This window comes from Actinoplanes oryzae, assembly GCF_030757795.1.
Lineage (GTDB): Bacteria > Actinomycetota > Actinomycetes > Mycobacteriales > Micromonosporaceae > Actinoplanes.
The window spans coordinates 1-25,835 of the sequence record NZ_JAUQWH010000127.1 but is presented as its reverse complement, the minus strand read 5'-3'; the positions used below and the strand labels follow the sequence as shown (position 1 = coordinate 25,835).

The 25,835-nt window shown below is 74.0% G+C and carries 23 protein-coding genes and 2 pseudogenes; 12 read left to right on the top strand and 13 right to left on the bottom strand.

The features are described 5' to 3' along the window. Window positions 1–315: pseudogene (locus tag RBH18_RS31645) on the top strand (MFS transporter); the annotation flags it as partial. Here RBH18_RS31645 and RBH18_RS31640 read toward each other — a convergent pair. Beyond that, window positions 254–1,660: an FAD-dependent monooxygenase gene (locus tag RBH18_RS31640; RefSeq protein WP_306214128.1), complete on the bottom strand. Its 1,407-nt coding sequence runs from the start codon at window positions 1,658–1,660 to the stop codon at window positions 254–256. The pseudogene RBH18_RS31645 and the gene RBH18_RS31640 sit on opposite strands and share 62 nt — an antisense overlap. Window positions 1,661–1,760: 100 nt before the next feature. Here RBH18_RS31640 and RBH18_RS31635 point away from each other — a divergent pair, with 100 nt between their 5' ends. The 3 genes from RBH18_RS31635 to RBH18_RS31625 all read left to right on the top strand — a co-directional run bounded on the left by RBH18_RS31635 (window position 1,761) and on the right by RBH18_RS31625 (window position 3,776). Continuing rightward, entirely contained in the window at window positions 1,761–2,363 is a 603-nt protein-coding gene (locus RBH18_RS31635) for a TetR/AcrR family transcriptional regulator (RefSeq protein ID WP_306214127.1), read from the top strand. Window positions 2,364–2,911: 548 nt separating this feature from the next. Further along, on the top strand, window positions 2,912–3,544 hold the full coding sequence (locus RBH18_RS31630; protein ID WP_306214126.1) for a DUF4190 domain-containing protein: 633 nt from the start codon (window positions 2,912–2,914) through the stop codon (window positions 3,542–3,544). 70 nt (window positions 3,545–3,614) lie between these two features. Further along, window positions 3,615–3,776: a hypothetical protein gene (locus RBH18_RS31625; RefSeq protein WP_306214125.1), complete on the top strand. Its 162-nt coding sequence runs from the start codon at window positions 3,615–3,617 to the stop codon at window positions 3,774–3,776. A 178-nt stretch (window positions 3,777–3,954) separates the two neighbouring features. On the opposite strand, the gene RBH18_RS31620 is transcribed toward RBH18_RS31625, so the two are convergent. Next, window positions 3,955–4,869, bottom strand: a complete 915-nt coding sequence (locus tag RBH18_RS31620; RefSeq protein ID WP_306214133.1) for a LysR family transcriptional regulator — start codon at window positions 4,867–4,869, stop codon at window positions 3,955–3,957. A 155-nt stretch (window positions 4,870–5,024) separates the two neighbouring features. On the opposite strand from RBH18_RS31620, the gene RBH18_RS31615 reads away from it, so the two are divergent. The 3 genes from RBH18_RS31615 to RBH18_RS31605 are packed head-to-tail and all read left to right on the top strand — an operon-like array spanning window position 5,025 to window position 8,354. Continuing rightward, window positions 5,025–5,669, top strand: a complete 645-nt coding sequence (locus RBH18_RS31615; RefSeq protein ID WP_306214132.1) for a succinate dehydrogenase cytochrome b subunit — start codon at window positions 5,025–5,027, stop codon at window positions 5,667–5,669. A gap of 1 nt (window position 5,670) precedes the next feature. Continuing rightward, window positions 5,671–7,611, top strand: coding sequence for a fumarate reductase/succinate dehydrogenase flavoprotein subunit (locus tag RBH18_RS31610; protein WP_306214124.1), 1,941 nt, complete (start codon window positions 5,671–5,673; stop codon window positions 7,609–7,611). After that, window positions 7,611–8,354, top strand: coding sequence for a succinate dehydrogenase/fumarate reductase iron-sulfur subunit (locus tag RBH18_RS31605; protein WP_306214123.1), 744 nt, complete (start codon window positions 7,611–7,613; stop codon window positions 8,352–8,354). The genes RBH18_RS31610 and RBH18_RS31605 overlap by 1 nt, the downstream gene beginning before the upstream one ends. A gap of 451 nt (window positions 8,355–8,805) precedes the next feature. Here the strand turns inward: RBH18_RS31605 and RBH18_RS31600 are convergent, their stop codons facing one another. The 8 genes from RBH18_RS31600 to RBH18_RS31565 form a co-directional block, all read right to left on the bottom strand. Next, entirely contained in the window at window positions 8,806–9,495 is a 690-nt protein-coding gene (locus RBH18_RS31600; RefSeq protein WP_306214122.1) for a hypothetical protein, read from the bottom strand. Between the two features lie 428 nt (window positions 9,496–9,923). Next, window positions 9,924–11,357: a phytoene desaturase family protein gene (locus tag RBH18_RS31595; RefSeq protein ID WP_306214121.1), complete on the bottom strand. Its 1,434-nt coding sequence runs from the start codon at window positions 11,355–11,357 to the stop codon at window positions 9,924–9,926. Then, the gene (locus tag RBH18_RS31590) at window positions 11,354–12,448 is read right to left on the bottom strand and encodes a glycosyltransferase (protein ID WP_306214120.1); all 1,095 of its coding nucleotides are present in this window, start codon (window positions 12,446–12,448) and stop codon (window positions 11,354–11,356) included. Before RBH18_RS31590 ends, RBH18_RS31595 begins: the two co-directional genes overlap by 4 nt. Then, window positions 12,445–13,239, bottom strand: coding sequence for a carotenoid biosynthesis protein (locus RBH18_RS31585; RefSeq protein ID WP_372339021.1), 795 nt, complete (start codon window positions 13,237–13,239; stop codon window positions 12,445–12,447). Before RBH18_RS31585 ends, RBH18_RS31590 begins: the two co-directional genes overlap by 4 nt. Continuing rightward, complete coding sequence (locus RBH18_RS31580; RefSeq protein WP_306214119.1) at window positions 13,226–13,807, bottom strand: GNAT family N-acetyltransferase; 582 nt, start codon at window positions 13,805–13,807, stop codon at window positions 13,226–13,228. The genes RBH18_RS31585 and RBH18_RS31580 overlap by 14 nt, the downstream gene beginning before the upstream one ends. After that, the gene (locus RBH18_RS31575; protein WP_306214118.1) at window positions 13,804–14,508 is read right to left on the bottom strand and encodes a monooxygenase; all 705 of its coding nucleotides are present in this window, start codon (window positions 14,506–14,508) and stop codon (window positions 13,804–13,806) included. Before RBH18_RS31575 ends, RBH18_RS31580 begins: the two co-directional genes overlap by 4 nt. A 9-nt stretch (window positions 14,509–14,517) precedes the next feature. Continuing rightward, a complete protein-coding gene (locus RBH18_RS31570; RefSeq protein WP_306214117.1) occupies window positions 14,518–16,353 on the bottom strand; it encodes a glycosyltransferase family 39 protein in 1,836 nt (611 codons plus the stop codon). A 57-nt stretch (window positions 16,354–16,410) separates the two neighbouring features. Further along, window positions 16,411–17,130: a TetR/AcrR family transcriptional regulator gene (locus tag RBH18_RS31565; RefSeq protein ID WP_306214116.1), complete on the bottom strand. Its 720-nt coding sequence runs from the start codon at window positions 17,128–17,130 to the stop codon at window positions 16,411–16,413. A 25-nt stretch (window positions 17,131–17,155) separates the two neighbouring features. On the opposite strand from RBH18_RS31565, the gene RBH18_RS31560 reads away from it, so the two are divergent. After that, the gene (locus tag RBH18_RS31560; protein WP_306214115.1) at window positions 17,156–17,932 is read left to right on the top strand and encodes an alpha/beta fold hydrolase; all 777 of its coding nucleotides are present in this window, start codon (window positions 17,156–17,158) and stop codon (window positions 17,930–17,932) included. Between the two features lie 89 nt (window positions 17,933–18,021). Here RBH18_RS31560 and RBH18_RS31555 read toward each other — a convergent pair whose 3' ends face one another. After that, the gene (locus tag RBH18_RS31555; RefSeq protein WP_306214114.1) at window positions 18,022–18,939 is read right to left on the bottom strand and encodes an NADP-dependent oxidoreductase; all 918 of its coding nucleotides are present in this window, start codon (window positions 18,937–18,939) and stop codon (window positions 18,022–18,024) included. A 49-nt stretch (window positions 18,940–18,988) separates the two neighbouring features. Here RBH18_RS31555 and RBH18_RS31550 point away from each other — a divergent pair, with 49 nt between their 5' ends. Beyond that, window positions 18,989–19,414, top strand: a complete 426-nt coding sequence (locus RBH18_RS31550; protein WP_306214113.1) for a MarR family winged helix-turn-helix transcriptional regulator — start codon at window positions 18,989–18,991, stop codon at window positions 19,412–19,414. Here the strand turns inward: RBH18_RS31550 and RBH18_RS31545 are convergent. Together RBH18_RS31545 and RBH18_RS31540 are read right to left on the bottom strand one after the other, a co-directional pair. After that, window positions 19,404–20,696 (bottom strand): ferredoxin reductase family protein, encoded by a 1,293-nt coding sequence (locus RBH18_RS31545; protein WP_306214112.1) that lies wholly within the window; start codon window positions 20,694–20,696, stop codon window positions 19,404–19,406. The two genes, RBH18_RS31550 and RBH18_RS31545, sit on opposite strands and share 11 nt — an antisense overlap. A gap of 76 nt (window positions 20,697–20,772) precedes the next feature. Beyond that, the gene (locus tag RBH18_RS31540; RefSeq protein WP_306214111.1) at window positions 20,773–21,606 is read right to left on the bottom strand and encodes an SDR family NAD(P)-dependent oxidoreductase; all 834 of its coding nucleotides are present in this window, start codon (window positions 21,604–21,606) and stop codon (window positions 20,773–20,775) included. A gap of 1,326 nt (window positions 21,607–22,932) precedes the next feature. Between RBH18_RS31540 and RBH18_RS31535 the strand changes: the two genes are divergently transcribed. The 3 genes and pseudogenes from RBH18_RS31535 to RBH18_RS31525 form a co-directional block, all read left to right on the top strand. Continuing rightward, complete coding sequence (locus RBH18_RS31535) at window positions 22,933–23,388, top strand: SAV_6107 family HEPN domain-containing protein (protein ID WP_306214130.1); 456 nt, start codon at window positions 22,933–22,935, stop codon at window positions 23,386–23,388. A 623-nt stretch (window positions 23,389–24,011) separates the two neighbouring features. After that, a pseudogene (locus RBH18_RS31530) lies at window positions 24,012–24,686 on the top strand (hypothetical protein); the annotation flags it as partial. Window positions 24,687–25,048: 362 nt separating this feature from the next. After that, the coding region (locus RBH18_RS31525; RefSeq protein WP_306214129.1) for a DNA polymerase Y family protein at window positions 25,049–25,835 on the top strand (787 nt) is incomplete at its 3' end.

The window sequence follows — 25,835 nt, the reverse complement described above, 5'->3', positions numbered from 1 at the left end:
CTGCTGCTCAAGTGTCTGCCGTGGACACCGGTGGTCGTGGCGGGTGCCGTGCTGAACGGCGCGCTGCCCTGGACATTGATCGCCGCGGTGACGGCTGTGCAGACGCAGGTGCCCGGGCCCTTGCTCGGCCGGGCGTCGGCGACCGCGAACACGATCATGTTCGGGCCCATCGTGCTCGCGAACCCGCTCGGCTCCGCGCTGGTCGCGCTGGGCGGCCGCCCCGGCCTGGCGATCGGGGCGGCGCTCTGCGGGGTCACGGTGTGGGCAGCCCGACGTCTTTCAGGTACGCCGTCACGTCAGCCGGATCGTGCGTGACGCAGCCGATGTAGTTGTCCGGGCGGACGAGGACGAGCGTCGGGGCGGTGACGTCGTAGCTCGCGTACGCGTGGACGCTGGTCCTGCCGATGTCGACCACGTGCACGTCTCCGGGCAGCGCGGGCGCGGGGATGTCGAAGCAGAGCAGCGTCCAGTGGGGGCCGCGGAGGGCGTCGAAGATGCGTACGGGGGCACCCTCGTGGATCGGGGCGTCCGGCGCGCGATCCCCCGCGCGCAGCTCGCCGGGGTTCGTGCGGTGCTCCGCCGCCAGCGGGCCGCCGCGATAGCCGAGACCGAGCTGGCGCAGCACCGGGTCGTCGCGGCGCATCGCCTCCTCGGGCGGCGCGAACTGGCGGTGGTGCAGCTTGGTGCTGATCCCGAGCACGTGCGCGGCGATCGGGAGCCGCTCGGCCTCATAGGTGTCGAGCAGCGCGTCGTTGCCGGTGGCCAGCTTCCAGCCGAGGTTGTACGCGTCCTGGATGCCCGTGTTGAGGCCCTGCCCGCCGGCGGGGGAGTGGACGTGCGCGGCGTCACCGGCCAGGAAGACGTTCCCGACCCGGTAGCGGTCGACCATGCGGATGTTCGCGCGGAACTGCGACGTCCAGCCGACATGCGTCAGCGTGACCTCGGGCGCTTCGCGGGCGACGACGGCGCGCATCTCCGCCTCGGACGTGGCGAGCGGCGCGAACAACTGCCACACGTCGGTGCCGGGCAGAGGACACAGAGCCAATTGCTGAGTACGCCCGTCCGGGCCGGGCCACACGTGCCAGGCGTCGCGGGGCAGCCCGGTCAGGCGGACGTCCGCGATGAACATGGTGTGGGTGTCGTACGTCTCGCCGGCGAACCCCACGCCGAGCAGCCGGCGGATCGTGCTGCGCCCGCCGTCCGCGCCGACGACGTAGCTCGCCTCGACCGTCTCGCCGGTGCTCAGCTCGGCCGTGGTGCCCCGCAGGCCGGTGACCGCCGTGCCGTACTCGATGCGGCCGCCGAGGGTGGTCAGGTGCTCGGCGAGCAGCTCGCCGGTGCGCCACTGCGGGACCATCCAGCCGTTCGGATAGGGGACCGCGGGCGTCGGCTCGTGCACCTCGTCCATGCGCCAGTCGACGAGCTCACCCCCGGGGCGGTGGATGCGCAGCGGCGGGTAGAGGGCGCCCGCGTCCAGGAAGCGGCCGAGCACGCCGAGGTCGTCGAACACCTCGAGCGTGCGCGGCTGCAGGCCCTTGCCGCGGGAGCCCTCGAACGGGTGTGGCGACGCCTCGACGATCCGGTGCGGGACGCCGCGGCGCTGCAGCTCGATGGCGGTCGTGAGGCCGGTGGGGCCGGCTCCGGCGATGAGGACGGTCATGGCTTCCCTCGCTCCTTTGGCTGAACTAAAATTCACTGAATTTGGATTCACCGTAGGGCGCGGGGATAATCGGCGTCAAGCGCTGCGTCAGGAGGTGCGGGTGGCGACGGGGGTGCGACGGCAGCAGGCCGAGCGGACCGGGGCGGAGCTCAAGGCCGCGGCGGTGCGCGTCTTCGGCCGGCTGGGCTACCTCAACACCAAGATCACGGACATCACCGCCGAGGCCGGGCGGGCGGCCGGATCGTTCTACTCGCACTTCCCCAACAAGGAGGCGCTGCTCGAGGCGCTGCTCGCCGACCTGCTGGCCGCCGGCGACGCGTCGGCCGGCTCGGCGGAGCACAGCGACGACTTCAGCTCGCGCGAGGCGGTGCGGTTCCACGTCGCTTCCTTCTGGCACGCCTCCCGGCGCCACCGGGTGGTGCTCGACGCGCTGCGGCAGGCCGCGACCGTCGACCCCGCCGTCGCCGCGCGGCTGCAGGAGCTGACCGAGCCGGACCTGCAGCACATGGCGGAGCATCTGGTGCGGGCGCGGCAGGGCGGGCTGGCGCTGCCGGGCGACCCGCTCCGGCTGGCGGAGATCTTCACCACGCTCATGACGGCGACGGCGGCGCAATGGCAGGCCTCCGGCGTCGCGGACGACGAGGCGATCGAGCTGCTGACCTCGTTCTACTACGCGGGCATCGGCGGGCAGGGCGGGAGCTGACCGGCGGTTTGCAACTTGTTCGATACCTGGGCGGGACCGCGAAAACTCCTCGGGATCGCTAGATTCCGCTGGTGAGCGACCAGCACCCCGCGCCCGGCCCGTCGGACCCCTCGTACCCGCCCGTGCCGCCGCCCGCCGACCCCTATGGTTCCTACCCGCCGGCTGCCGCTCCGGCTTCGGACCCGTCCGGCTTCCCGGCGGCGCCGGCCTATCCGGATGCCACGACGGGCTATCCGCCGGCTGCTGCGTACCCGCCGCCTGGTTCTTACCCGCCGCCGGGCTCCTACCCGCCGCCTGGTTTCTCCGCGCAGCCTGGTTTCTCCGCGCAGCCTGGTTTCTCCGCGCAGCCTGATTTCTCGGCGCAGCCTGGGTTCTCCGCGCAGCCCGGTTTTTCGGCTCCGGCTTCGGGTGCTCCGGCTTCGGGTGCGCCGGCTTATGGGCCGGCGCCTTCGTCCTATCCGCCGGCTTACTCCGGGGCCCCGGGCTACGGCGGGGGTGCCGGGTATCCGGGCGGTCCGGGGTACCCGGGGCCGTACGCCTACGCGGGGATGCCGCCGCAGCCGAAGCCGGGTACCAACGGGTTCGCCATCGCCGCCCTGATCTTCGGCATCGTCGGCGGGCTGCTGTTCGCCGTCATCTTCGGCGCCGTCGCGCTGTCCCAGATCAAGAAGTCCGGGCAGAAGGGCCGCGGCCTGGCCATCGGCGGCATGGCGGCGGCCGGCGCCTGGGTCCTGATCGCCGTCCTGGCCGGCATCATCGGTGCCCTGGCCGACACCTCGGACGACGACGCGTCCGCCTTCTCCCCGCTCCCCGCCGCCACGAGCACCGTCGCCGGCAGCACGGACGTGCAGGACCTCGTCAAGGGCGACTGCCTCAAGACCGTCACGGGCAGCACCGACCGCGTCTACGACCTGCCCAAGGTCGCGTGCAGCCTGCCGCACGAGGGCGAGGTCTTCGCCACCTACACGCTGCCCGCGGGCGCCTTCCCGGGCGACGCGGAGGTCGAGGACCTGGCGTTCGAGGGGTGCGACAGCCGCTACAGCGCGTACACCAGCGAGGACGACCCGGCGATCGAGATCTACTACCTCCACCCGCTGCGCGACACCTGGTCCTCCGACCGCGGCGTCACCTGCATCGCCGTCGACACCAGCGGCCCTCGCACCGGCTCGCTGCGCGACTGATCGGGCGGCCGCGCGCTGGGCGCTGAAGTCCAGCCGCGGCAGGTTGGCGCCGCCCTGGCCGTTGTCGCCGATGCCGGCGTCGCTGCCCGGCGTGCGCGCCGTGCCGGTCCTGCTGCCCGGCGTGCGCGCCGTGCCGGTCCTGCTGCCCGGCGTGCGCGCCGGGCCGGCCGCGTCGGCGGACTGGGCAGAGCACCGGGTCGCTGCGCACGTGACGGGGCGCCGGGAAGCGTGACCGGATCGGCCGGCGTGCCCCACCACCGGGGGCGTGCCGGCTCGAGCCGCTCCTTGCGCCGGATGCGGGCGCTGCGGCCTGGAGTGGGCACGTGGTCGCCGGGCCGCCAGTCGAGCTTCGGGCCGCGCGTATTCATAAAAAGCCGCACGTGTTCGCACAGCCGCACATCCAGAAGCGGCTACGCCGCCTGGACGCCGAACGGAAGCTCGCCGTGGGCGACGTGGTCGAGCAAGGTCGCCCGCAGGGCGAGTGCCGCGTGCGGGAGCGTCGCGCGGCGGCGGTGGGCGAGGGCGATCGTGCGGCGCATGCCCGGCGGTTCCAGGGGGGTGGCGCGCAGGAGGGGGCGGTTGACCAGGACCATGCTGGGGACCAGGGCGACGCCGAGGCCGGCCTCGACGAAGGCCAGGACCGCGTCCATCTCGCCGCCCTCGACGGCGAAGCGGGGGGTGAAGCCGGCCTGGCGGCAGGCCTCGAGGGTGGCGTCGCGCAGGTCGTAGCCGGGGCGGAACATCACCATCGGGGTGTCGCGCAGCTCGGAGAGGGACACGTACTCGTGCCGCATGGGCTCGACGGACGCGATGACCAGGCTCTCGCGGAGCACCGGGGTGGAGCGGAGGGCGGGGTCGACGCCGTGGTCGGCGGGCTCGACGATGAGGGCGAGGTCGAGGTCGCGGGCCAGGAGGTGGGTGATCATGTCCTGGGAGCTGCCCTCGTTGACGTGCAGCTCGACGTCGGGGTGCTCGGCGCGGAAGCGGCGGAAGACGGCCGGGACCAGCGAGGAGCACAGGCTGGGTGTGGCGCCGAGGCGGACACGGCCGCGGCGGAGGCCGACGATCTCCTGGATGGCGTCGCGGGCGGCGTTCGCGTCGGCGACCATGCGGCGGGCGAGGGGGAGCAGCGTCTCGCCGGCGGCGGTGAGGACGACGGCGTTGCGGGCGCGTTCGAAGAGCGGCGCGCCGAGCGTTGTCTCGAGGCTGTGAATTTGCTTACTGAGAGTCGGCTGAGAGACGCCCAGGATGTCAGCCGCTTGGGTGAAATGCCGGGATTCTTCCACTGCGAGGAAGTAGCGAAGTTGCTGCAGCTGCATGGTTATAGCCTACGTCTATGATTACTGCGCCGATCATGCATTAGACGAATCGAGCACGCGTGCCTACCGTCTGAAGTGTGGCGGTAAACACCCAGACTCCCGTGCGGCAGAAGGTCGACACGGGGAAGACGAAGCCCCGGGGAGCACGCTCCTCGGTCGCGCTGAAGATCTTCATGGCAGTCACCGGCCTGCTGCTGGTGGCCTTCCTCTATGTGCACATGATCGGCAACCTGAAGATCTTCTTCGGCGCCGAGACCTTCGACCACTACGCGCACTGGCTGCGCACGATCGGCACGCCGCTGCTGCCGCAGGACTGGTACCTGTGGATCCAGCGCTTCGTGCTCACGGTCGCCGTGGTCGGGCACATCGTCGCGGCCACGATCCTGGCCCGCCGCGCCCGCAGGGCCCGCCCGGTGCGCTACGCCCACCGGCCCAAGGTGCAGGGCAGCTACGCGGCCCGCACGATGCGCTGGGGCGGCGTGATCATCCTGCTGTTCGTGATCTACCACATCCTGGACCTCACGACCGGCACGCTGAACCCGAACGGCGCCCCCGGCCAGCCGTACGCCAACGTGGCCGCCGACTTCGCGCCCGGCCGCTGGTACGTGACGCTCTTCTACACGCTGTCCATCGTGGCCGTGGGCTTCCACCTGCGGCACGGGCTGTGGAGCGCCTTCCGCACCCTGGGTCAGCAGACCGCCCGCGGCCAGCTCATCGGCCGGACCGTGGCCCTGGTGCTCGCGGTGGTCCTGGTCGTCGGCTACCTCTCGGTGCCGTTCGCCGTACTGATCGGATTGGTGGACTGACATGACCTCGCTCTGGAACGAAGGCGACCCGATCGAGGACAAGGCCGCCCCGGACGGCCCGATCGAGACCCGCTGGGACCGCCGCAAGTTCGGCGCGAAGCTGGTCAACCCGGCGAACCGCCGCAAGCTCAGCGTCATCGTCGTGGGCACCGGCCTGGCCGGCGGCTCGGCGGCGGCGACGCTCGCGGAGGCCGGCTACAAGGTGCGGTCCTACTGCTACCAGGACAGCCCCCGCCGCGCGCACTCCATCGCCGCCCAAGGCGGCATCAACGCCGCCAAGAACTACCGCAACGACGGCGACTCGATCTACCGGCTGTTCTACGACACGGTCAAGGGCGGCGACTTCCGGGCCCGCGAGTCCAACGTCTACCGTCTCGCCCAGGTCAGCGTGAACATCATCGACCAGTGCGTCGCGCAGGGCGTCCCGTTCGCCCGCGAGTACGGCGGCCTGCTCGACAACCGCTCGTTCGGCGGCACCCAGGTGTCCCGCACCTTCTACGCCCGGGGGCAAACGGGTCAGCAGCTGCTGCTCGGCGCCTACCAGGCGATGGAGCGGCAGATCGGCCTCGGCAACATCGAGATGTTCCCGCGTCACGAGATGCTGGAGCTGATCGTCGTCGACGGCAAGGCCCGCGGCATCGTGGTCCGCGACATGGTCACCGGCGAGATCACCACCGACCTGGCCGACGCGGTCGTGCTGGCCTCCGGCGGCTACGGCAACGTGTTCTTCCTGTCGACCAACGCCAAGGGCTGCAACGTCACGGCGACGTGGCGGGCGCACCGCAAGGGCGCGCTCTTCGCCAACCCGTGCTACACGCAGATCCACCCGACGTGCATCCCCGAGTCCGGCACGCACCAGAGCAAGCTCACGCTGATGAGCGAGTCGCTCCGGAACGACGGCCGGGTGTGGGTGCCGAAGGCGCAGGGGGACAACCGCGCCGCTTCGGACATCCCGGAGGAAGAGCGCGACTACTACCTTGAGCGGATTTATCCGTCCTTCGGCAACCTGGTCCCGCGTGACATCGCGTCGCGGGCGGCCAAGAACGTCTGTGACGAGGGACGCGGCGTGGGCCCGGGCGGCCTCGGCGTCTACCTCGACTTCGCCGACGCGATCAGCCGGCTCGGGCGCAAGGCCGTCGAGGCGAAGTACGGCAACCTCTTCGAGATGTACCAGCGCATCACCGGCGAGGACCCGTACGAGACGCCGATGCGCATCTACCCCGCCGTGCACTACACGATGGGCGGGCTCTGGGTCGACTACGACCTGCAGTCGACGATCCCGGGCCTCTTCGTCATCGGCGAGGCGAACTTCTCCGACCACGGCGCCAACCGCCTCGGCGCCAGCGCGCTGATGCAGGGGCTGGCGGACGGCTACTTCGTGCTGCCGCACACGCTCGCCAACTATCTGGCGTCGGGGCCGTACGAGAAGATCTCCGAGACCCACGAGGAGGTCGTCGCCGCCCGCACCGCGGTCGAGGAGCGGATCACCAAGCTGCTGTCGATCAACGGCGACCGGACCGTGGACTCGTTCCACCGCGAGCTCGGCCACATCATGTGGGAGTACTGCGGCATGGAGCGCACCGAGGAGGGCCTCACCAAGGCCATCGACCTCATCCGCGCCCTGCGCGACGAGTTCTGGACGCGCGTCAAGGTGCCCGGCACCGGCGAGCAGCTCAACCAGAACCTCGAGAAGGCCGGCCGCGTCGCCGACTTCCTCGAGCTGGGCGAGCTCATGTGCATCGACGCCCTGCACCGCGCCGAGTCGGCCGGCGGCCACTTCCGCGCCGAGAGCCAGACCCCCGACGGCGAGGCCCTGCGCCACGACGACGAGTTCAGCTATGTCGGGGCGTGGGAGTTCGGCGGCACGGGCCAGAAGCCCACCCTGCGCAAGGAAAAGCTCGACTTCGAATACGTCCACCCGAGCACCCGGAGCTACAAGTAATGGACATCCAAGTACGGGTGTGGCGCCAGTCCGGCCCTTCCGATTCCGGTCGCATGGTCACCTACGACGTCAAGGACATCAGCCCCGACGCCAGCTTCCTCGAGATGCTCGACGTCCTCAACGAGAAGCTGATCCTCGACGGCGACGACCCGATCGCCTTCGACCACGACTGCCGCGAGGGCATCTGCGGCATGTGCGGCATGATGATCAACGGCATCGCCCACGGCCCGGAGCGCGCCACCACCACCTGCCAGCTCCACATGCGGCATTTCTCCGACGGCGACGTCATCGACGTCGAGCCCTGGCGCGCCTCGCCCTTCCCGGTGATCAAGGACCTGGTCGTCAACCGCGGCGCCTTCGACAAGATCATCGCGGCCGGCGGCTACATCACCGCCCCCACCGGCACGGCCCCCGAGGCCCACGCCACCCCGGTCCCCAAGCCCGACGCCGACGCCGCCTTCGAGGCCGCGACCTGCATCGGCTGCGGCGCCTGCGTGGCCGCCTGCCCGAACGGCTCGTCGATGCTCTTCACCGCGGCCAAGGTCGCCCACCTGGGCCTCATGCCGCAGGGCCAGCCCGAGCGCGACAGCCGCGTGATCAACATGCTGGAGACCCAGGACGAGCTGGGCTTCGGCGGCTGCACCAACATGGGCGAGTGCACCTCGGTCTGCCCGAAGGGCATCCCGCTCAACCTGATCGGCCGCCTCAACAGCGACTACCGCAAGGCGCTGCGCAAGCGCTGAGCATCGCCTGAGGGACGGCCCGGAGCTTCGGTTCCGGGCCGTTTCTCATGCTCTCGCTGCCGGGCCGTTCCCCGTGCTTTCGGCGCCGGGCCGTTTCCCATGCTTCCGCTGCCGGGCCGTTTCCCGTGCTTCGGTTCCGGGCCGTTTCCCGTGCTTTCGGCGCCGGGCCGTTCCATCCGCGCCGCAGATATGAATACGCGCACCATGAAGCGCGACCGGCGGCCAGGCGACCGGGTGCCCACTCGCGGCCGCGGCGCCGGCATCCGGCGCAAGGAGCGGGTCGAGCCGGCACGACCCTCGTGGTGGGGCACGCTCGCCGGTGCCGTTCCGGTCGGCGGCGGATCCTCGGGCTGGCGCGGGCTGTACAGAGGTCGCTGCCCGGCGGTGGGATCGAGTCGGGGGACGACCAGGACGCCATCCGGCGGGATGTGGTCTATGGTGGACGCTCGGGTCAGGTGAGTTTCCACTCGGCGGCGACGTCCATCAGGGGGACGTAGACGATCTCGCCCTTGCGGCCGGGGACGTCGTAGACGACCGTGGAAGTGTAGGTGCGGCCGACCGACTGGCGGCGGAAGAAGCCCAGGTAGTCGTCGGCGTCGCAGCCGCTGCCGCCGACCGAGTTGAGCCAGGTGCCGTCGGCCTTCTGGAAGCGGAACGAGTACTCGCTGACCTCGGGCTCGCCCTCGAGGACCTTGAGGGTGAGCTTGACCGGGAGGTAGCCGCCGTTCGCCGGCTTGACGCCGTAGTTGCCGCAGCCTCCCTTGTGGAACTTGCCCGCCTTGAGCGTGATCTGGAACCGGGCGTCGCCCTCGCCGCGCATGATGAACGACTGGCCGTCGCGCAGCTTCTGCGGGCCGAACCGGGCCCGGAGCGGCTCGGACTGCTCGGACTCCGCGGACTCCTGGGGCTCTTCGGACTCTTCGGGCTCCTTGGACTGACCGGGCCGGGGGGAGGCGGCGGGGGAGGCCGAGACGGCGGGGAGGCCGTCGTTCGATGCCGTGATGGTGGCGTCCTGCCCGTACGCCCGGTAGGTCAGGTAGACGACGGCCACCGCCCCGAGGAGCAGCAGCGCCAGCCCGCCCGCGAAGTACGTGGTCACCAGCTTGCGCGAGAGGCGGCGAGGCCCGCGGCCGATGCGCACCGGATTGCCGGTCGACCCGGGCGCCCCCGGGCCGGCGGCGGGAGGAGGGGGCGGAGGCGGCGGCGTGAGGTGCAGAACCGTCGGATCACCCAGCCAAGGATCCGCAGGCGGCGAGGAGGAGGGCGGCGCGGAGGAGGAGGGCGGCGCGGCGGAAGGCGGCGCGGAGGACGGCGCGGCGGAGGAGGGCGGCGCGGAGGAAAGCGGCGCGGCGGAGGAGGGCGGCTCGGATGAAGGCGCGGCGGAGGAAGGCGGGGAGGAGGGCGCGGCGGAGGGTGGTGGGGAGGAGGGCGCGGCCGGGGACGGCGAGGGCGGCGGGGGCGGGACGGAAGGCGGGCCGTCGGGCACGGGTGAACTCCTAGCTGCTCACTGCGCGATCCGCGGGGTCGCCGGCGGGATCGATCAACGTGGAAGCAGCATAGAGGAGGCTGTCATCCCACGGTGTCCGCGACGATCTGGGCGGACAGGGTCACCATCGGGAGGCCGCCGCCGGGGTGCGCCGACCCGCCGACCAGGTGCAGCCCGCGCACCGGGCCGCGGTTGGCCGGGCGGAGCAGGCCGCCGGCCGTGCCGTAGATCGCCCCGCCCGGGGCCCGTGTCGCCGCCGCCAGGTCGCGGGGGGTGCGGGTCTCCAGGAAGCGCAGCCGGTCGCGCACGTCGACGCCCCGAGCCGCCAGAATGTCCAGAATGTGCGTGGCGTAGGCGCTCGCCAGGCCCGGCCGGGACCAGTCGACCGCGTCGGCGGCGGTGCCGTGCCGGGGGGCGTTGACCAGCACGAACCATGCCTCGTCGCCGGCCGGGTGCACGGTGGGGTCGACGGCACGGGTGACGAAGATCGCCGGGTCCGCCGGAGGGCGGGCGCGCCGGCCGCGCCCCGGATCGCCGAAGACGGCGTCGAACTCCGCGTTGTAGTCGCGCGGGAAGAACACGGTGTGGTGGGCCAGCGAAGGCGTCGCGCCCTCGACGCCCAGCAGCAGCACGAAGCCGGCCAGGCTGCGGTCGCTCAGCCGCGCGAGCCGGGATGGGGTGGGCAGCAGGTCCCGGTAGAGCGTCGCGGCGTCCACATCGGACACCACCACGTCCGCGGGGACGAACGTGCCGTCGCCGAGCGTGACGCCGGTGACGGCGCGGCCGGCCTCGACGCGAGCGACCGGCGTGCCGAGGACCAGGCGCACCCCGAGGGCGGTGGCCCGGTCGACCAGCGCGTCCGCCAGCGATGTGAGCCCGCCGGGCAGATACCAGCCCCCGAAGGCCAGTTCCGCGTACGGGACGGCGGCCAGCGCGGCGGGGGCCCGGCGCGGGTCGGTGCCGGTGTACGTGGCGTACCGGTCGAGCAGCATGCGCAGGCGCCAGTCGCCGAGGTGGCGGCGGCCGAGCGCGCGCAGCGACCGCCCCGGCGCGATGGCGAGCAGGTCGGGCACGCGCCACGAGAGCCGGGCCAGGGTGGCGGGGGACACCTCGCGGCGCAGCACGGAGTCCCAGGACGCGCCCCAGATGCGTTCCGCCCGGTGCCAGAAGCGTGCCCAGTCCCGCGCGGCGTGCGGTCCGAACGCGTCGGCGATGCGGGCCCGGAAGACGGCCGGGTCGGAGGATGAGTCGAGCACGCTGCCGTCCGGGAACACGTGGCGGACGACCGGGTCGAGCGGCTGGAGGTCCAGCTTCAGCCCGAGGTCGGCGAAGACCTGTGGCAGGGTCAGCAGGCTCGGCCCGGTGTCGAAGCGGAAGCCCTCCCGCTCGTACTGGGCGAGCTTGCCCCCGGCGACGGCGGCCTGCTCGAACACGGTGACGTCGTGCCCGGCGGCCGCGAGCCGGACCGCCGCGGCCAGCCCGCCGACGCCCGCACCGATGACGATGACCCGGCTCATACTGCTCTCCCTCGCCAGCTCAGCTGCCCGCGCCGGCGCCGTGCGAACGAGCGCACGACGAGACCCGCGAACAGCACGATCGACAACGGCTGCGCCAGCGGGTCGGGCCAGGTCCGCCCGCCGGTCGCGGCCGCGGCGATCACCCTTCCCAGCACCCCGATCAGGTACGCCGTCAGCGCCACCGCCGCCCCGGAAGCCCAGCCGGCGGCGGCGAACACCGCGGCGGCGACGGGCGGGAGGGCGTACAGGACGAGGAGCAGGACCACGACGGACGCCGCGCCGAAGGGTGATCCGAACGACGCCCACAGCGACTTGCCGTAGCCGTCGGCCAGCTCGCCCCATGTGTCGTACATGCGGCAGACCGCGGTCCGTGACCCGTCCGCGAGCGCGATGCGGCCGCCGGCGCGCTTGACCGCCCGGGCCAGCCCGATGTCCTCGAGCACGTCGTCGCGGACCGCGGCGTGCCCGCCCGCCCGCTCGTAGCCGGCGCGGTCGGTGACCAGCCACTGCCCGCCCGCGGCGGCGAGTGACGGGCGCGGGGAGCGTTCCATGACGCGCACCGGCAGGAAGGTGAGCCACGACCACTGCAGCAGCGGTTGCACGAGCCGCCCGGCGCCGACGATCCTCGGGTACGGGGAGAGCAGCGTCACGCCCGCCGAGCGCAGCGCCGTGACGGCTCCCGCCACCGCGTCGGGTGCCAGGACGACGTCCGCGTCGACGAAGACCAGGACGTCGCTGTCCCGGGCCGCGGCGGCGAGCTGCGCGCAGGCGTGCGGCTTCCCGAGCCACCCGGCGGGCAGCGGCGCGCCGGTGAGCAGCCGGACGCGGGAGCCCGCGACGGACGTCACCACCTCGGCCGTCCCGTCGGTGGAGCCGTCGTCGAGGACGTAGATCTCCATCCTGGACACTCCGCGCTGGCCGAGCAGGGCCTTGAGGCACGGCGTGACGCGCGCGGCCTCGTCACGCAGCGGCAGCAGGACGGCGACACGTTCGGTGACCTCCGTGGCGCGCGGCACGCGGCGTAACAGCAGCGCGTTCACCAGGGTGTGGCCGGTCAGCGCGACCCAGGGCAGGAGAGCCGGCCAGATCATCGGCGCCGGAACCTCCGGAGCAGGGGCACCACGACGGCACCCATGAGCAGGCCGCCCCACACGGCGGACCACGGCAGGCCCAGGAAGACCGCGTGGGCGAGCACCGAGGAGGCGTACGTCCACAGCCACAGCGCCAGCATCGGCGCGTCCGCGGCGGGGCGCGGCTCGGCGGCGGGACCCAGGGCGGCGCGCAGCACGGTCATGAGCACCAGCGCGAAGCCGAGCCAGCCCAGATAGTTGCCGATCGGGATGCCGGGGACGCCGGGCAGCGCGGGCGTGGGGGAGTGCCACGTCCAGTAGTCCTCGGCGACCATCTGCGGGTCGAGGAAGAGGTCCCAGGCGGCGAGCCCGGCGGCGGCCAGCAGCACGCGCGGGACCGCCCGGGCCGCGACGCGACCGGCGGCGAGCCAGGCCGGCCAGGCCATCCACGTCCAGGCGAGCGGGATGATCAGGGGGACGCCGAGGAGCTTCGGGCCGAGCTCGCCCGAGTAGTCGTACGTGCCGAAGGGGAAGCCGGTGGCCACGCCCACCGCCTCGACCGCGAACCCGCCGAGCGTCGCCGTGGCGACCAGGGCGCCCGCCGCCCGGAGGCCACGGGAGACCGCGGCGTGCGTGACGGAGAGCACGTACCCGAGGAGGACCGTCGCCACGGTGAACCCGGCGCGGACCTCGCCCGCGGTGAGCGGGTAGCAGATCTGGACCAGGACGAGGACGCCGAGCAGCCCCCAGAGCGCGACTCCGGCGCGCGGCCGGCGGAGAACCGCCGCGGGCAACGAGCTAGATGCCGACAATGCCCGGAGCATCCTCGGCGGGCGCACGCTCGGTCAGCGGCAGCGAGCGGCCCAGGATCGCGAACGCGCGCTCGTCCCCGGGGAAGTAGAAGTGGCGCAGCACGTCCTCGTAGCCGAACCGCCGGTAGAGCCGCCAGGCCCGGGACAGCTGCTCGTCCGCCTCGGGAGTGGACAGCAGCACGGTCGAGCCGCCGGCCATCGACAGCAGCGCGCGCAGCTGGCGGGCGCCGATGCCGTGACCCTGCGCGCTCGGGCGCACGTGCAGCTCCACCACCTCGAAGCAGTCGCTGAGCCAGCGCTGCCGGGCCGGCTCGCCGAGCGCGGCGCGCACCTGGTCGTGCCACCACTGGCCGGGCCCCGAGGTGTAGCCGTAGCCGAAGCCGGCCAGCTGCCCCTCGGCCGTCAGGGTGGCGACGGCCCGGAAACCCGCGCGGCGCACGTGCGCGCCGATGTAGCCGCGGCGGGTCTGCAGCAGCGCGGGACGGTAGCCCATCGCCTCGCCGTAGACGCTCACCACGTCGTCCAGCCGCCGGAGCATGTCGTCCGGCTGCCAGGGGACGAGCCTCATCGCTCTCCTTCTTCCCGCCAGCTCAGCACGGCCTTGTCGCCGTGAATGGCCCGCACCGCGAACCGGGCGAACAGATCCTCGGCGTACCAGCGCGCGGCCGGCGTCCGGGCGATCACCGCACGGTGCTCCGGCTGACGGTACGCGAACGCCGTCAGGTCCGCCGCGTCACGCCACACACTGACCGTGCCCTGCCAGCCGACCGGCGCCTCGCCGATGCCGAACCGGGCGAGCAGGCCGGGCGCGGCGTGCAGCTCCCGGGCCACCGGTGGCACCGCCTTCCAGAAGGTCAGGGCCCTGGCCGGGCGCAGCCGGGCGCGGGTCAGCGCGAGCACGGTGCCCGTCGCCCTGCCGTGCGGCTCGCCGAAGGGCGCCACGCCGGACCAGCGGCCGCGGCTCACCAGCGGCGTGAGGTCGACGCGGACCTCGCTTCCGCCCGCGAGCCGCTCCCAGGCACGGCCCACGGCACCGAGGTCCCCGCCGCCGGGCGTGTCCCACGAGACCACGGCGGCGAACCGGGTCAGGTCGGCGTCGCCCGGCCCGAAACCGGTGCCCGTCCCCGTGCCGAGCAGCTTGGCGAAGCGGACGCCGGGCAGCCGGCGCAGCCGCGGCGGGTCGATCGCCATGCGGGGGAACGCCAGCCCGGCCGTGCGCCGCGGCAGCCGCCACACGTGCAGCGTGACCAGCGGCGGGGCGGGGATCATGGACCGAGACTACCCAGCCGGCCGGCGGACAAGCTCGCTCACCCAGAGCCGGTGGAACGTGGTGGTGGTCACCACTTCGTACCGCTCGGCGATGGCCTCCTGCTGCCCCGGCGGCAGCGGCCACAGCGGCTTGCCCGACGGGTCGGACGAGATCAGCCAGATCCGCGGGGTCTCGCCCAGGCACGCCACGGTGTCCAGGCACGGATCGTGCACCCAGTTCCACTCCGCACCGGCGGCCTGCTGGACCAGGATCTCCCTCGGCTGGTCCGCCACCGGCAGATCCCGCCAGTAGTAGCGGAAGCCGCGGTGCAGGAACGCGTACCCGGTGTAGACCACGCCGTCGCCCGGCTCGTCGCGCTCGGCGATGTACGCCGCCGCGGCGCGGTAGCCGATCTCGTCCTCGACCATGTCGCTGCGCAGCTCGCCCTGCTGGTGCCAGCCGAAGAAGGTCAGCGCCCCGCCGGCCACCAGCACGGCCGCGAGCAGCTGCGCGGTCACCGGGCGCCACAGCCGCGCCGCCGGGTCGCTGCCCACGACCCTCGTCAGCGCGTACGCCGCCAGCAGCACCCACGCGGGCACGGTGAACAGCATGTACCGCGGGAAGAAGAAGTGGAACTCGTGGAACGTGTAGTACGCGGCGACGGGCGGCAGCACGGTCCACAGCGCGAGGGCGAGTGCTGTGCCCGGGCGCCGGGAGGCGAGTCCGACGAGCGCGATCAGCCCCGCCACGAGGACGAAGCCGGCCACTCCCGGGCTCATGAAGACCTCGCCCGGGAACTCCCGCACCCGTTCCCACGTGGTGTCGGGGATCCAGGCGATCTGCCCGTTCTGCCCCTGACCCTCCAGGATGAGCGGAACCATGGCGCCGACCCCGGCCAGCACCGCCACGGGCCAGCCGATCAGGATCCGGAGCCGGGGCCGGCGCGGTCCGGTGCCGCGGAACCACTTCCGGCGACCTTCGGCGGGCTGCTCGTCGGGGCCGGCGTCTCGCTGATCGCTTCTCTTCCGGCGGATGAGGGCGGCGACCACGAGCGGCACGTGCGCGGCCAGCGAGGTCAGCGCGACGACGTGACTGCAGGCGATCCACGCGACCGCGACGGCGTAGGGGAACCAGCGCAGCACGGTCGGCCGCTCCAGCGCCCGCAGCAGCAGCCACACCGCCGTCACCGTGGCGAGCATGGCCATCGCGTACGGGCGGGCCTCCTGGCCGTACCGGGAGACGACCGGGAGCACGGCGACCAGCAGGCCCGCCGCCAAGCCGGCGCGCGGCTCGAAGAGGCGCCGCCCGATCAGCGCGACCACCGGGGCGGACAGGGCCATGAACAGCGCCGACGGGACGCGCAGCGCGGTCTCCGAGTCGCCGTACACGCCGATCCACCAGTGCATCAGCAGGTAGTAGGGGCGCAGCACCACGTCGACGGTGTCGGTGAGCTTGTCCAGGTCGTCGAGCGTGAGGGTGGCGGCCCACCACGTGGCGTTCTCGTCGCGCCACAGCTGCCGGTTGCCGATCCCGACCAGCATCACGGCCAGGGTGAGCGCGAAGGGGGGAAGGGTGAGGCCGAGGGTCTGCCACAGCCGCCACGCCCGCTTCCGCTTCGGCGGGGGCTCCGCCGCGGCCGGGCTGTCCTCGGCGGGGCTGTCCTCGGCCGGGTCCTCTGCGGCGGGGCTGTCCTCCGCCGGATCCTCCGCGGCGGGGCTGTCTTCAGCCGGATCCTCCACCGGCGGATCGTCCACCACAGGGTCCTTCGCCGGCGCCTCGTCCCGGGACTTGCGGGCGGCCGGGATCTTCGCGGCCGGGGGCGCCGTGGCGTCGGAGCCGGGTATCGCGGAGGTCTCGGCGGCCATGCGGAATGCTCCGGGAGGTCGGGGACACAGGTGCTTCATCTTAGGCAGGCTCGCTGTTCACCCCTCCGTCGCCGTGAGCAGCGCGGCCGCGCGGGCGATCGTGGCGCGCGGGTTGTCCGCCCAGTTCGGGGTCACCGGGGTCAGGGCCGCCGCCAGCGGATAGCGCTCGGCCAGGTCCGGAATCTGCCGCCGGGTCGCGTTCGCGTGCGCCAGCCACTCGGCGGCGCCGTCCGGGCCCAGCCGCCGGTAGTCGGCATCGGTCTCGGCGCAGGCGCGCACAGTGGCATAGAACACAGTGACGATCGGGGCGTGGCCCGCCGGCGGCACGTGCCACGCGTGCAGGATGCCGAGCAGTCGCTCCAGCCAGTCCCGCTCGTTGGGGCCGCGGCCGGTGCGCGCCCACGACTCCGCCGCCAGCCAGGGATGGGCCGCGTACAGGTCGAACAGGGCCGTTCCCCACGCCGCGAGGTCGGCCGCCGCGCTCGTGCCCGGATCCGGCCAGGCCGGGAGCGCGCAGACGTGGTCGCGCAGGAGCTCCAGGAGATTGGCCTTGGTCCCCACGTACGGATAGAGGGCCATCGGCGTCTTCCCGAAGGCCGCCGCGACCGCCCGGGTGGAGACGGCCGCCAGCCCCCCGGAGTCGGCGAGCGCCACGGCGGTGTCCAGCAGCTCGTCGAGGCTCAACTGCTGCCGCGGCCCGCGCCGGGGCGTGGGCAGCGTCGTGCCCCGGTGCCGCCACAGCCGCCGTACCTGAGCGTCGCTGTCGTCTTGTCCCATAGTCCTTACAGTGTAATCTGTTTCCATGACTGTCGTGCTGCTGCCCATGAACACCGGTGTGCCCGACGAGTCCACGGCGGCGGCCGTGCGGGAGTGGGGCGGCGACCCGGAGGCGGGCCGCACCATCGCCGCGGCGCTGACCGAGGCGGGCTACCGAGTGGTGGCCTTCGACTACGAGCGGGAGGTGTTCGCCCGCCCGCGCCCGCTGAGCGGTGCCCGGCTCGCGGCGGACCTGCTGGCCGCGGCCGACGAGGCGGGCGTGGACCGGTTCGCGTACTACGGCTATTCGTGGCTCGGCCTCGCCGGCCTGCAGCTCGCCCAGCGCACCGACCGCCTGACGGCCCTCGCGGTGGGCGGCTTCCCGCCCCTCGGCGGCCCGTACGAGCCGATGCTGAAGGTCACCCGGGCCGCCCACGAGCAGGCGCTGCACCCGGTCCCCGCGCCCGCCGACGTGACCCCGGGCGACTGGGAGTCGGCCGGCAGCGCGGCGAGCCCCGAGCAGACCGGCCAGTTCGTGACCCTCTACGAATCGCTGCGGGACGTCGACGAGCGGGCGGCCCTGGACCGGATCGACGTGCCGCGGCTGGCCTACGCGGGCGCGGCGGACTCCATCCCGTACGGTCCGGGCTGGGGCGGCACCGAGGTCGTCATCGGCCCGGCGCTGGCCGCCCACCGCGCCGAACTCGAGCGCCGCGGCTGGACCGTCCACCTCGAGCCCGGCGCCGACCACCTGAGGGCCCTGCACGCGTCGGTCGTCCTGCCCGTCCTCCTGCCCTGGCTGCGGACGCACGTCCCGGCCTGAGGCGCCGGCCTCAGCTGCGCTGGCTGCGGACGCACGTCCCGGCCTGAGGCGCCGGCCTCAGCTGCCCGGACTGCGGGCGAACGCTTTGCTCAGGGGATGAGGACGATCTTGCCGTGGGTGTGGCGCCGCTCGAGCTCGGCGAAGGCGTCCCGGACCTGGTCCAGGGGATAGGTCGCGGCGATCGGGAGCTCCAGGCTGCCGTCGGCGACGAGGGCGGCCATCTCGGCGAGGATCTCCGGGGTGGTGGCGTCCTCGCTCCCCTCCGCCTTGACGCCCAGCTCCGCGGCGAGGGCGAAGGCGATGATCGTGTTGATGCGGTCGCGGGGGACGCCCAGGTCGACGGCGAGGCGCACGTACTCGGGCCCGAAGAGGTCGAGGAACGCGTCGATGCCCCGCGGGGCGGCCGCGGTCAGGCGGTCGCGCAGGCCTTCGCCGTACGCGACGGGGGTGGCGCCCTTGCTCTTGAGCCACGCGTCATTGGCGGGTGACGCGATCGCGAGGACATTGACGCCACGGCGGGCGAGGAGCTGCACGACCAGGGTGCCGACGCCGCCTGCCGCCGCCGAGACGGCGACCGTCTCGCCGGGCCGCGGATCAATGGCACGCACCGCGGAGTACGCCGTGACGCCCACCACGTAGAGACCGCCGGCCGTGACCCAGTCGAGGGCCGGCGGCTTGGCGACGAGCTGGCCGGCCGGGACGGTGACGTGGGTCGCCTGGCTGGACCGGCGCCACGACCAGCCGAGCACCTCGTCGCCGATCGCCCGGCCGGTGACGCCGGCGCCCAGGGCGGTGACGACGCCGGCCAGGTCGCTGCCCTGGCCGGACGGGAAGGTGCCGGGCCAGCGCTCGTGGTAGGCGCCGGTGCGGATCGGGATCTCGCCCGGGTTGATGCCCGCGGCGCGCACCTCGACCAGGACCTCGCCCGGGGCGGGCTCGGGGGTGGGCAGGTCGGCGACGTAAAGGACGCCGCGGTCGCCGTACTCGTCGAATCGGACTGCTCTCATGACTCGATGTTAAGCACTAATAACCTTAGTGGCAATGTAGTGTGACCGGGTGCGCCTGCGAGAGCTCTTCGACGACCTGATCCGCCTGGAGATCGTGCTGTGGAACACGATCGACGCCGCCCTGCGCCGCGAGTGCGACGCGAGCATGGGCAGCTTCGACGTGCTGAGTGTCATCGAGCGGACCCCCGAGTGCCGGGTGCAGGAGGTCGCGAGCGGGCTGGTCATCACGGTGGGCGGCGCCAGCCAGGCGGTGGACCGGCTCGAGCGCAAGGGCTGGTGCGTGCGCCGGCCGCACCCGCGCAACCGGCGCTCGTCGGTGCTCGAGCTGACGGCCGAGGGCCGCCGGGTGTACGACGCGGCGACGGACGTGTTCGAGCGGGAGGCCCAGCGGCTGCTGGGCGATCCGCTGACCGACGGGGAACGGGAACGGTTCGGCGAGGTGCTGCGGCGGCTGCGGGCGGCGGCTACCAGCTGAAGCGCTCGCGGTGGATCCGGGCGGCGGGGACCCCGGCGGCGCGGGCGGCCGTGCGGACCGTCTCGGTCCAGGCGTCGGGGCCGCACACGTACAGGTCGTGGCCGGCGATGTCCGGGGCGAGCGCGCGCAGGGCCGCCGTGTCGGAGTAGTCGGCGTACTCGGCGGGCAGCCATGAGCCCGGACGCGCGCGCGGGCCGATCAGCGGGACCAGTCGCACGCCCCGCCGCCCGGCGAGCCACTCGATCTCCGCCAGGAAGGCCACCTCGTGTGCGTGGCGGGCGCGGTAGATCAGGGTGGCCTGGTTGTGGCCGTACGGGAGGTCCCAGAGCAGGGCGAGCAGCGGGGTGATGCCGACGCCGCACGCGAGCATGGTCACCGGGCCGCCGCGGTAGGACTCGGCGGTGAGGCGGCCGTACGGGCCCTCGATCAGCACGCGGGTGCCCGGAGCCAGGCGGGTCGCGCGGGCGCTGCCGTCGCCGAGGCTCTTCACGGTGATCCGGAGCCGGTCGCCGTGCGGCGGGCCGGACAGCGAGAACGGGTTGCCCCGCGACCAGCCGGATCCGTCCATGAAGCGCCAGACGAAGAACTGCCCCGCGCGTACGGGCAGGCGGTCCAGTTCCCGCCCGCGGAAGTGCACCGACATCAGGCCGTGCGCCTCCGGGACGACCTCGTCGACCACGAGCCGGTGGCGGAGCGTGCGGAGGAGCGGCATGCCGAGCCGGAAGACGAGCACGCTGCCCGCGGCGAGGAGATACAGACCCTGCCAATAGGCGCGCGCGACCGGGTCCGGTTCGGTCCACAGCAGGTGGGGCAGGGCGAGACCGATTCCCAGGTACGCGTACAGGTGCAGCAGATGCCAGCGCTCGTAGCGCAACCGGCGGCGGGCCCGGCGGACCGACGTGACGACGACGAGCACCAGGGCGGCCGTGCCCGCCGTGGCGAGCAGGACGCCCGGCCGGTCGAGCACCGCGGCGGCGTACGTGGCGGTGGCCAGGACGATGTGCGCCACCAGCAGCAGGAACGACGCGAAGCCGGTCCAGCGGTGCCAGCGGGCCAGGGTGTCCTGGCCGAAGGACCGCTCGACCAGCGGGATGCGCGCCATGAGCAGCACCTGCAGCAGCAGCAGGTCGGCCGAGAGCAGCCCGGCCAGCTGGCCGGGGCGGCGGTCCTCGTTGTGCCACCAGAGCGCGGTGACGGCGAGCACGCTCAGGGCGCCGGCGAGGCGGGCCGCCCGGGGCCACCAGCGCGGCGTGACCCCGGCGCGCGGCCGCAGAGTGCTCATGGGCGGTCACGCTATATCGATGTTTTCCCTGCTAGGAGGCGCGCGTGGGGTTGTTCACGGCCCCGGCCGGAAACGGTTATCGAGGGTCCTCGCCGCCGGTCTCCACAGCGGTGACGCTCGCCTCCCACAACCGCTTCGCCAGCTCGGGATCGCTCGCCCGGGATGCCGGTTCCGTCTCTTTGCGCCCCACGTAGTAAGCGCCGTTCGTCAGCTCCTCCGCCGGGGCGATCGCCAGCCGCGCCAGCTCCGCGCCCGCCTGGACCGGGCTCTTCAGGAACGGCGCCCCGAGAACCCAGAACGCCCTGGTCAGCGTGCCCGCGCCGAAGTTCGAGCGGACGACGCCCGGGTGGAAGGAGACCGACAGCACGTCCGGCCAGCGGCGGGCGGCCTCCCGGGCGAAGAGGACGTTGGCCTGCTTGGCGGTGCCGTAAGCGGGCCAGGAGCGCCACTTCTTCCCGTCGCTGCGCCTGCCGAGGGGATCGTCCGGGTCGAGGGTGCCGCCGCGATGGGCGTCCGAGGCGGTGGTGACGATGCGGCTCACCCGCTCGCGCAGCAGGGAGGCCAGGAGGAAGGGGCCGAGGTGGTTGCCCTGCAGGGTCGCCTCGAAGCCGTCCGTGGTCCGGCGGTGGTGCGGCACCATCCCGCCGGCGTTGTTGGCCAGGACATCGATTTTCCCGTACGCCGTGAGCAGGTGCTCGGCCAGGCGGCGCACCTCGGCGAACGACTCGAGGTCGGCCCGCGCCTCGCCGGGCTCGGGCCCCTGCGCGGCGGCACGGATGCGCGCCATGGCGGCGCCGAGGCGGCGGGGGTTGCGCCCCACGACGACGACCTGGTCGCCCAGGGCGGCGAGCTGCCGGGCGGCCTCGAGACCGATGCCGGAGCCGGCGCCGGTGACCACGATCGTGCGCATTGCTGTCCTCTCGCCGGTGTCCCCCCATCCTGCCGCCTCCGACGTTGCTTTTTTGTCGGAGGGGAGTGCTAGTCTCGTCGGTAGTTAGAACGAGTGTTCGATTGGTTCGAACGGTTGTTCCATGGTGATCGACTCCGGCTCCGGCCGGGCGGTCGCCGGGGCGGCCGGGCGAGCCGGTCGGGCGAGGGGGAGCCGCGCTTGCCGCGCGGCCCCGGGTGCGGCGCCCGCGAAGTGCCGTGCCGGGTCCGGCTTCGCGGTCCGGGCCACCCCTCCGGTCCGGATTCTCGTGGGTCCGGGCCGTGCCGGTCCAGGCCTCGCGAGCCCGGACTGGTCCGGTCCGGGTCGTCGAAGGGTTTCGGGCCGGGCCGCTCCGGGCGTCGCGAGCCCGGCAGCGGCTGCCGGATCCTCCGGGATGCGGCCAGTTGGTCCGGTAACTCCGGTTTCGGGCCGAGGCGGTCCGGGCATTCGCGGGTCCGGATCGCGCCGGTCCGGACAATCGCGGGTCCGGATCGCGCAGCCCGGGGCTCCGGCTCCGGGCGCACCAGGCAGGACCGTCGTCCGCTGCCCCCGACCCCCGGGCGGCGGGCGACGGCCCCGCCGGCCAAGTCCGGCCGGGTGTGGTGTGGGGAAGCTTCACACCCGGCCGGCACCCCCGCTGTGCCTTCCTCCGCAGCGGATCGGTTCGACCAGCACGTCGGATGCGACACACGCGAGGAGAGACCCATGGGGAGCACCCCGGCACCGGGACCGAGACAACCCCTCCCGGGGTTCGGCCCGCTCGGGCCCGAACCCACCCCGGACACGGACATCCCGGCCCGCTCCACGAGCAGCCATGTCCCCGCCCGTCCCGTGAGCGACCGCGCCGCCCGGCAGGTTGGTGAGCGCGCCGTCCGTCCCGCGAGCGACCGCGCCGCCCGGCAGGCTGGTGATCGCGCTGACCGCCCGGCGAGTGAGCGTGCCGCCCGGGCGGCTGGTGAGCGGGTGCCGGTCCGGGCGGTGAGTGGCCGCGGCTCCGGGCTGCGCGGCTTCGGCCCGCAGGAGCCCGCCCTCTGGGAGCCGGGCCAGTGGGACCCGGAGCGTCCCGCCGCCGCCCGCCCCGCCCCCGAGCGCGCCGCCGTCCGGGCGGTCGCCGAGCGTCAAGCCCCGCGTCTGGCCGAGCGTCCCGTCCCGAGCCAGTCCACCCCCGAGCGGCCCGTTGCCGAGCGGCCCGTTGCCGAGCGGTCGGGTGTCGAGCGGCCCGTTGCCGAGCGCTCTGATGCCGAGCGGCCCGGTGCCGAGCGGCCTGCCGGGCCGGTGGCGGGGCTGGCCCATGCGCCGACGGCGGGGATGCAGTCGCTGCCCACGGTGCCGGCCAATCTGCTGCCCAACCGGACGCCCGCACAGCTGCTCGCCATCGCGCACGCGGGGCTGGCCGAGGCGGCGCGCACCCGGCCCGACGGCCTGCGCTACGCGGCCGCCCACCTCGCCGCCCTGCGCGCCGCGGCGGCGGTCCTCGCCTCGCGGGCCCGCCCGGCCGCCCCCACCCGGCGCAACCAGGTCACCAGCGTCTGGTCACTGCTGGTCCTCGTGGCGCCCGAGTTCGGCGACTGGGCCACCCACTTCGCCCTGGGCGCGACCAAGCGCGCGGCGGCCGAGGCGGGCATCCCCCGCGTGGTCACCACCCGGGAGGCGGACGACCTGCTGCGCGCGGCCGAGACCTTCGTCGCCCAGGTCCAGTCGGCGCTCGGCCTGCCCCACCAACCCGTGCTCGACGGGACGCCGGCCTCCCTCGAGGCCGCCTGACCCGGCGCGCGTCCCGCGGCTGGGTTCCTGCCGCGCCCCCGGTGTGCCATGCCGTGCCGTGCCTGGTTCCGCCGTGCGGTGCTCGGTGTGCCGTGCCTGGTTCCGCGTGCGGTGCTCGGTGCCGTGGCTCGGTTCCGCCGTGCGGTGCTCGGCTTGCCGTGCCGTGGCTCGGTTGGCGTGCTGCTGGGACGAGGCCGTGGTGGAGGCGCCGCGGCGGTGGTGGGTTTTGCCTTCGGGTGAGCGACTCGGGTGCTTCGTGGCTCGGTTCGGCGGGGCCATGAAGATCAACTTGGGTGGATGCGGACAAGCGGGGCGGGGAGATGGCCGGACGCATGATCAACGGTGCGACGGCGCTTGCCGAGCTGGTTCGGAGCGGGAACGAGGTCGGTGAGGGAGGCGCACAGCGGGCGCTGCCTGTGCTGCCCGCGCTGGGTGGGCTGCTGCCCGGCCGGGGACTGCGGCGGGGAAGCACCGTGGCGATCGGCGCGGCTCCCGGCGGCCTCGTGGCGAGCCCCGCCCTCGAAACCAGGCGCGGATTCCCGGTCGCCGAGCCGGGGCGTGGATTCCCGGCGGCCGAGCCGGGGCGTGGGCTTCCGGCCGCTGAGTCGGGGCGTGGGCTTCCGGCCGCCGAGCCGGGGCGCGGCCGGCGGGCGGGTTCGGGGCAGCCGGCGGCGGGACATCGCGGGCCGGCCCTTCGGACCGGTGGGGAGCTGCAGGCGCCGTCGGCGGTCGGGAACACTTCTCTGCTGCTGGCTCTGCTGGCGGCGGCTTCGGAGGCGGGGTCGTGGTGTGCCGTGGTGGGGGTTCCGGAGCTGGGGGCGGTGGCCGCGGCGGAGAGCGGGATCGCGTTGGAGCGGCTGGCGCTGGTGCCCAACCCCGGGCCGGAGTGGCCGACGGTGGTGGGGGCGCTGATCGACGGGGTCGACGTGGTGGTGCTCGCCGTGCCGGGGCAGGTGGCGCCGACCGTTGCCACGCGGCTGGTGGCTCGGGCCCGGCAGCGGGGGTGCGTGCTCGTGCCGTACGGGCGGTGGGACGGGGCCGACGTCAACCTGCAGGTCGTACGGGGCGAGTGGGAGGGGCTCGGGGAGGGGCACGGGCAGCTGCGGCGGCGGGCGGTGACGGTGGTGGCCCGGGGCCGGGGCGCGGCGGCGCGGCCCAAGGAGCTCACGCTGTGGATGCCGGCTGCCGCGCCTCGGCCCGCGATCCCGCCCGCCCCTCGGCCCGTGATCTCGCCCGCCCCCCGGCCCGTGATCTCGCCCGTGATTTCGCCCGCGCCTCGGCCTGTGATCGCGCCCGCGTCGCAGGAGAAACTCGCCCCGGCGTCCGTCGTGAGATCCGGCGGAGAGCTCGCCGGGGCGCCCGGCACGTCGCCCGTCGGGAAGGTCGGCACGTCGCCCGTCGGGAAGGTCGATGCGGTGTCCGTCGGGAAGGTCGGCGCGGCGTCCGGCGAGGCGTTCGAGGCGGCGGCGGCGTGGGAATCGTTGCGGGCGAAGGTCCGGCTCGCCTCGGTCGACGGGGAAACGGTGGAGCCGGCATGAGCGGGACGGCGCGCGGGGCCGGTGGCGGGACGGGGAGCGGCGAGCCGGGCCGGTCGGAACGGGCGGGCGGCCCGCGGACGTTGCTGGTCTGGTGTCCTGATTGGCCGGTGGTGGCCGCCGAGATGGTGGACGGGATCGGGGCGGACGGGCCGGTGGCGGTGCTGCGGGCGAACCGGGTGGTGGCGTGTTCGGAGGCCGCGCGGGCCGAGGGGGTGCGGCAGGGGCTGCGGCGGCGGGAGGCGCAGAGCCGGTGCCCCGGCCTGACCGTGGTGGAGTTCGACGCGGGGCGGGACGCCCGGGCGTTCGAGCTGGTGGTGACGGCGGTCGAGGAGGTCGCGGCCGGTGTGGAGGTGGTGCGGCCGGGGACCTGTGCGGTGGCGGCGCGGGGGCCGGCCCGGTACTTCGGGGGCGAGGAGGCGGCCGCCGAGCGGATCGTCGAGCAGGTGGCGCAGGCGTGTTCGGTGGAGGCCCAGGTGGGGATCGCCGAGGGGGTCTTCGCGGCGGGGCTGGCGGCGCGGGCCGGGGTGATCGTCGAGGCGGGGCGGGCCCGGGCCTTCCTGGCCGGCCGGACCGTCGACGCGCTGGAGCGGCCGGAGCTGGCCGATCTGCTGCGCCGGCTCGGGGTGAAGACGCTGGGGGAGTTCGCGGCGCTGCCGGCCGGGGACGTGCTGACGCGGTTCGGGTTCGACGGGGCGCTGGCGCATCGGCTCGCGGGCGGGCTGGACCATCGGCCGCTGGCGGTGCGGCAGCCGCCGCCGGACCTGGAGGTCACCGGCACGTACGAGGACGATCCCCTCGATCGGGTCGACGTCGCCGCGTTCGCGGGGCGGGTGCTGGCCGAGCGGCTGCACGAGCGGCTGGCCGTGGTGCTGCGCTGGCGTAGCGGGTGGCGCCGAGAACGAAGCTGCT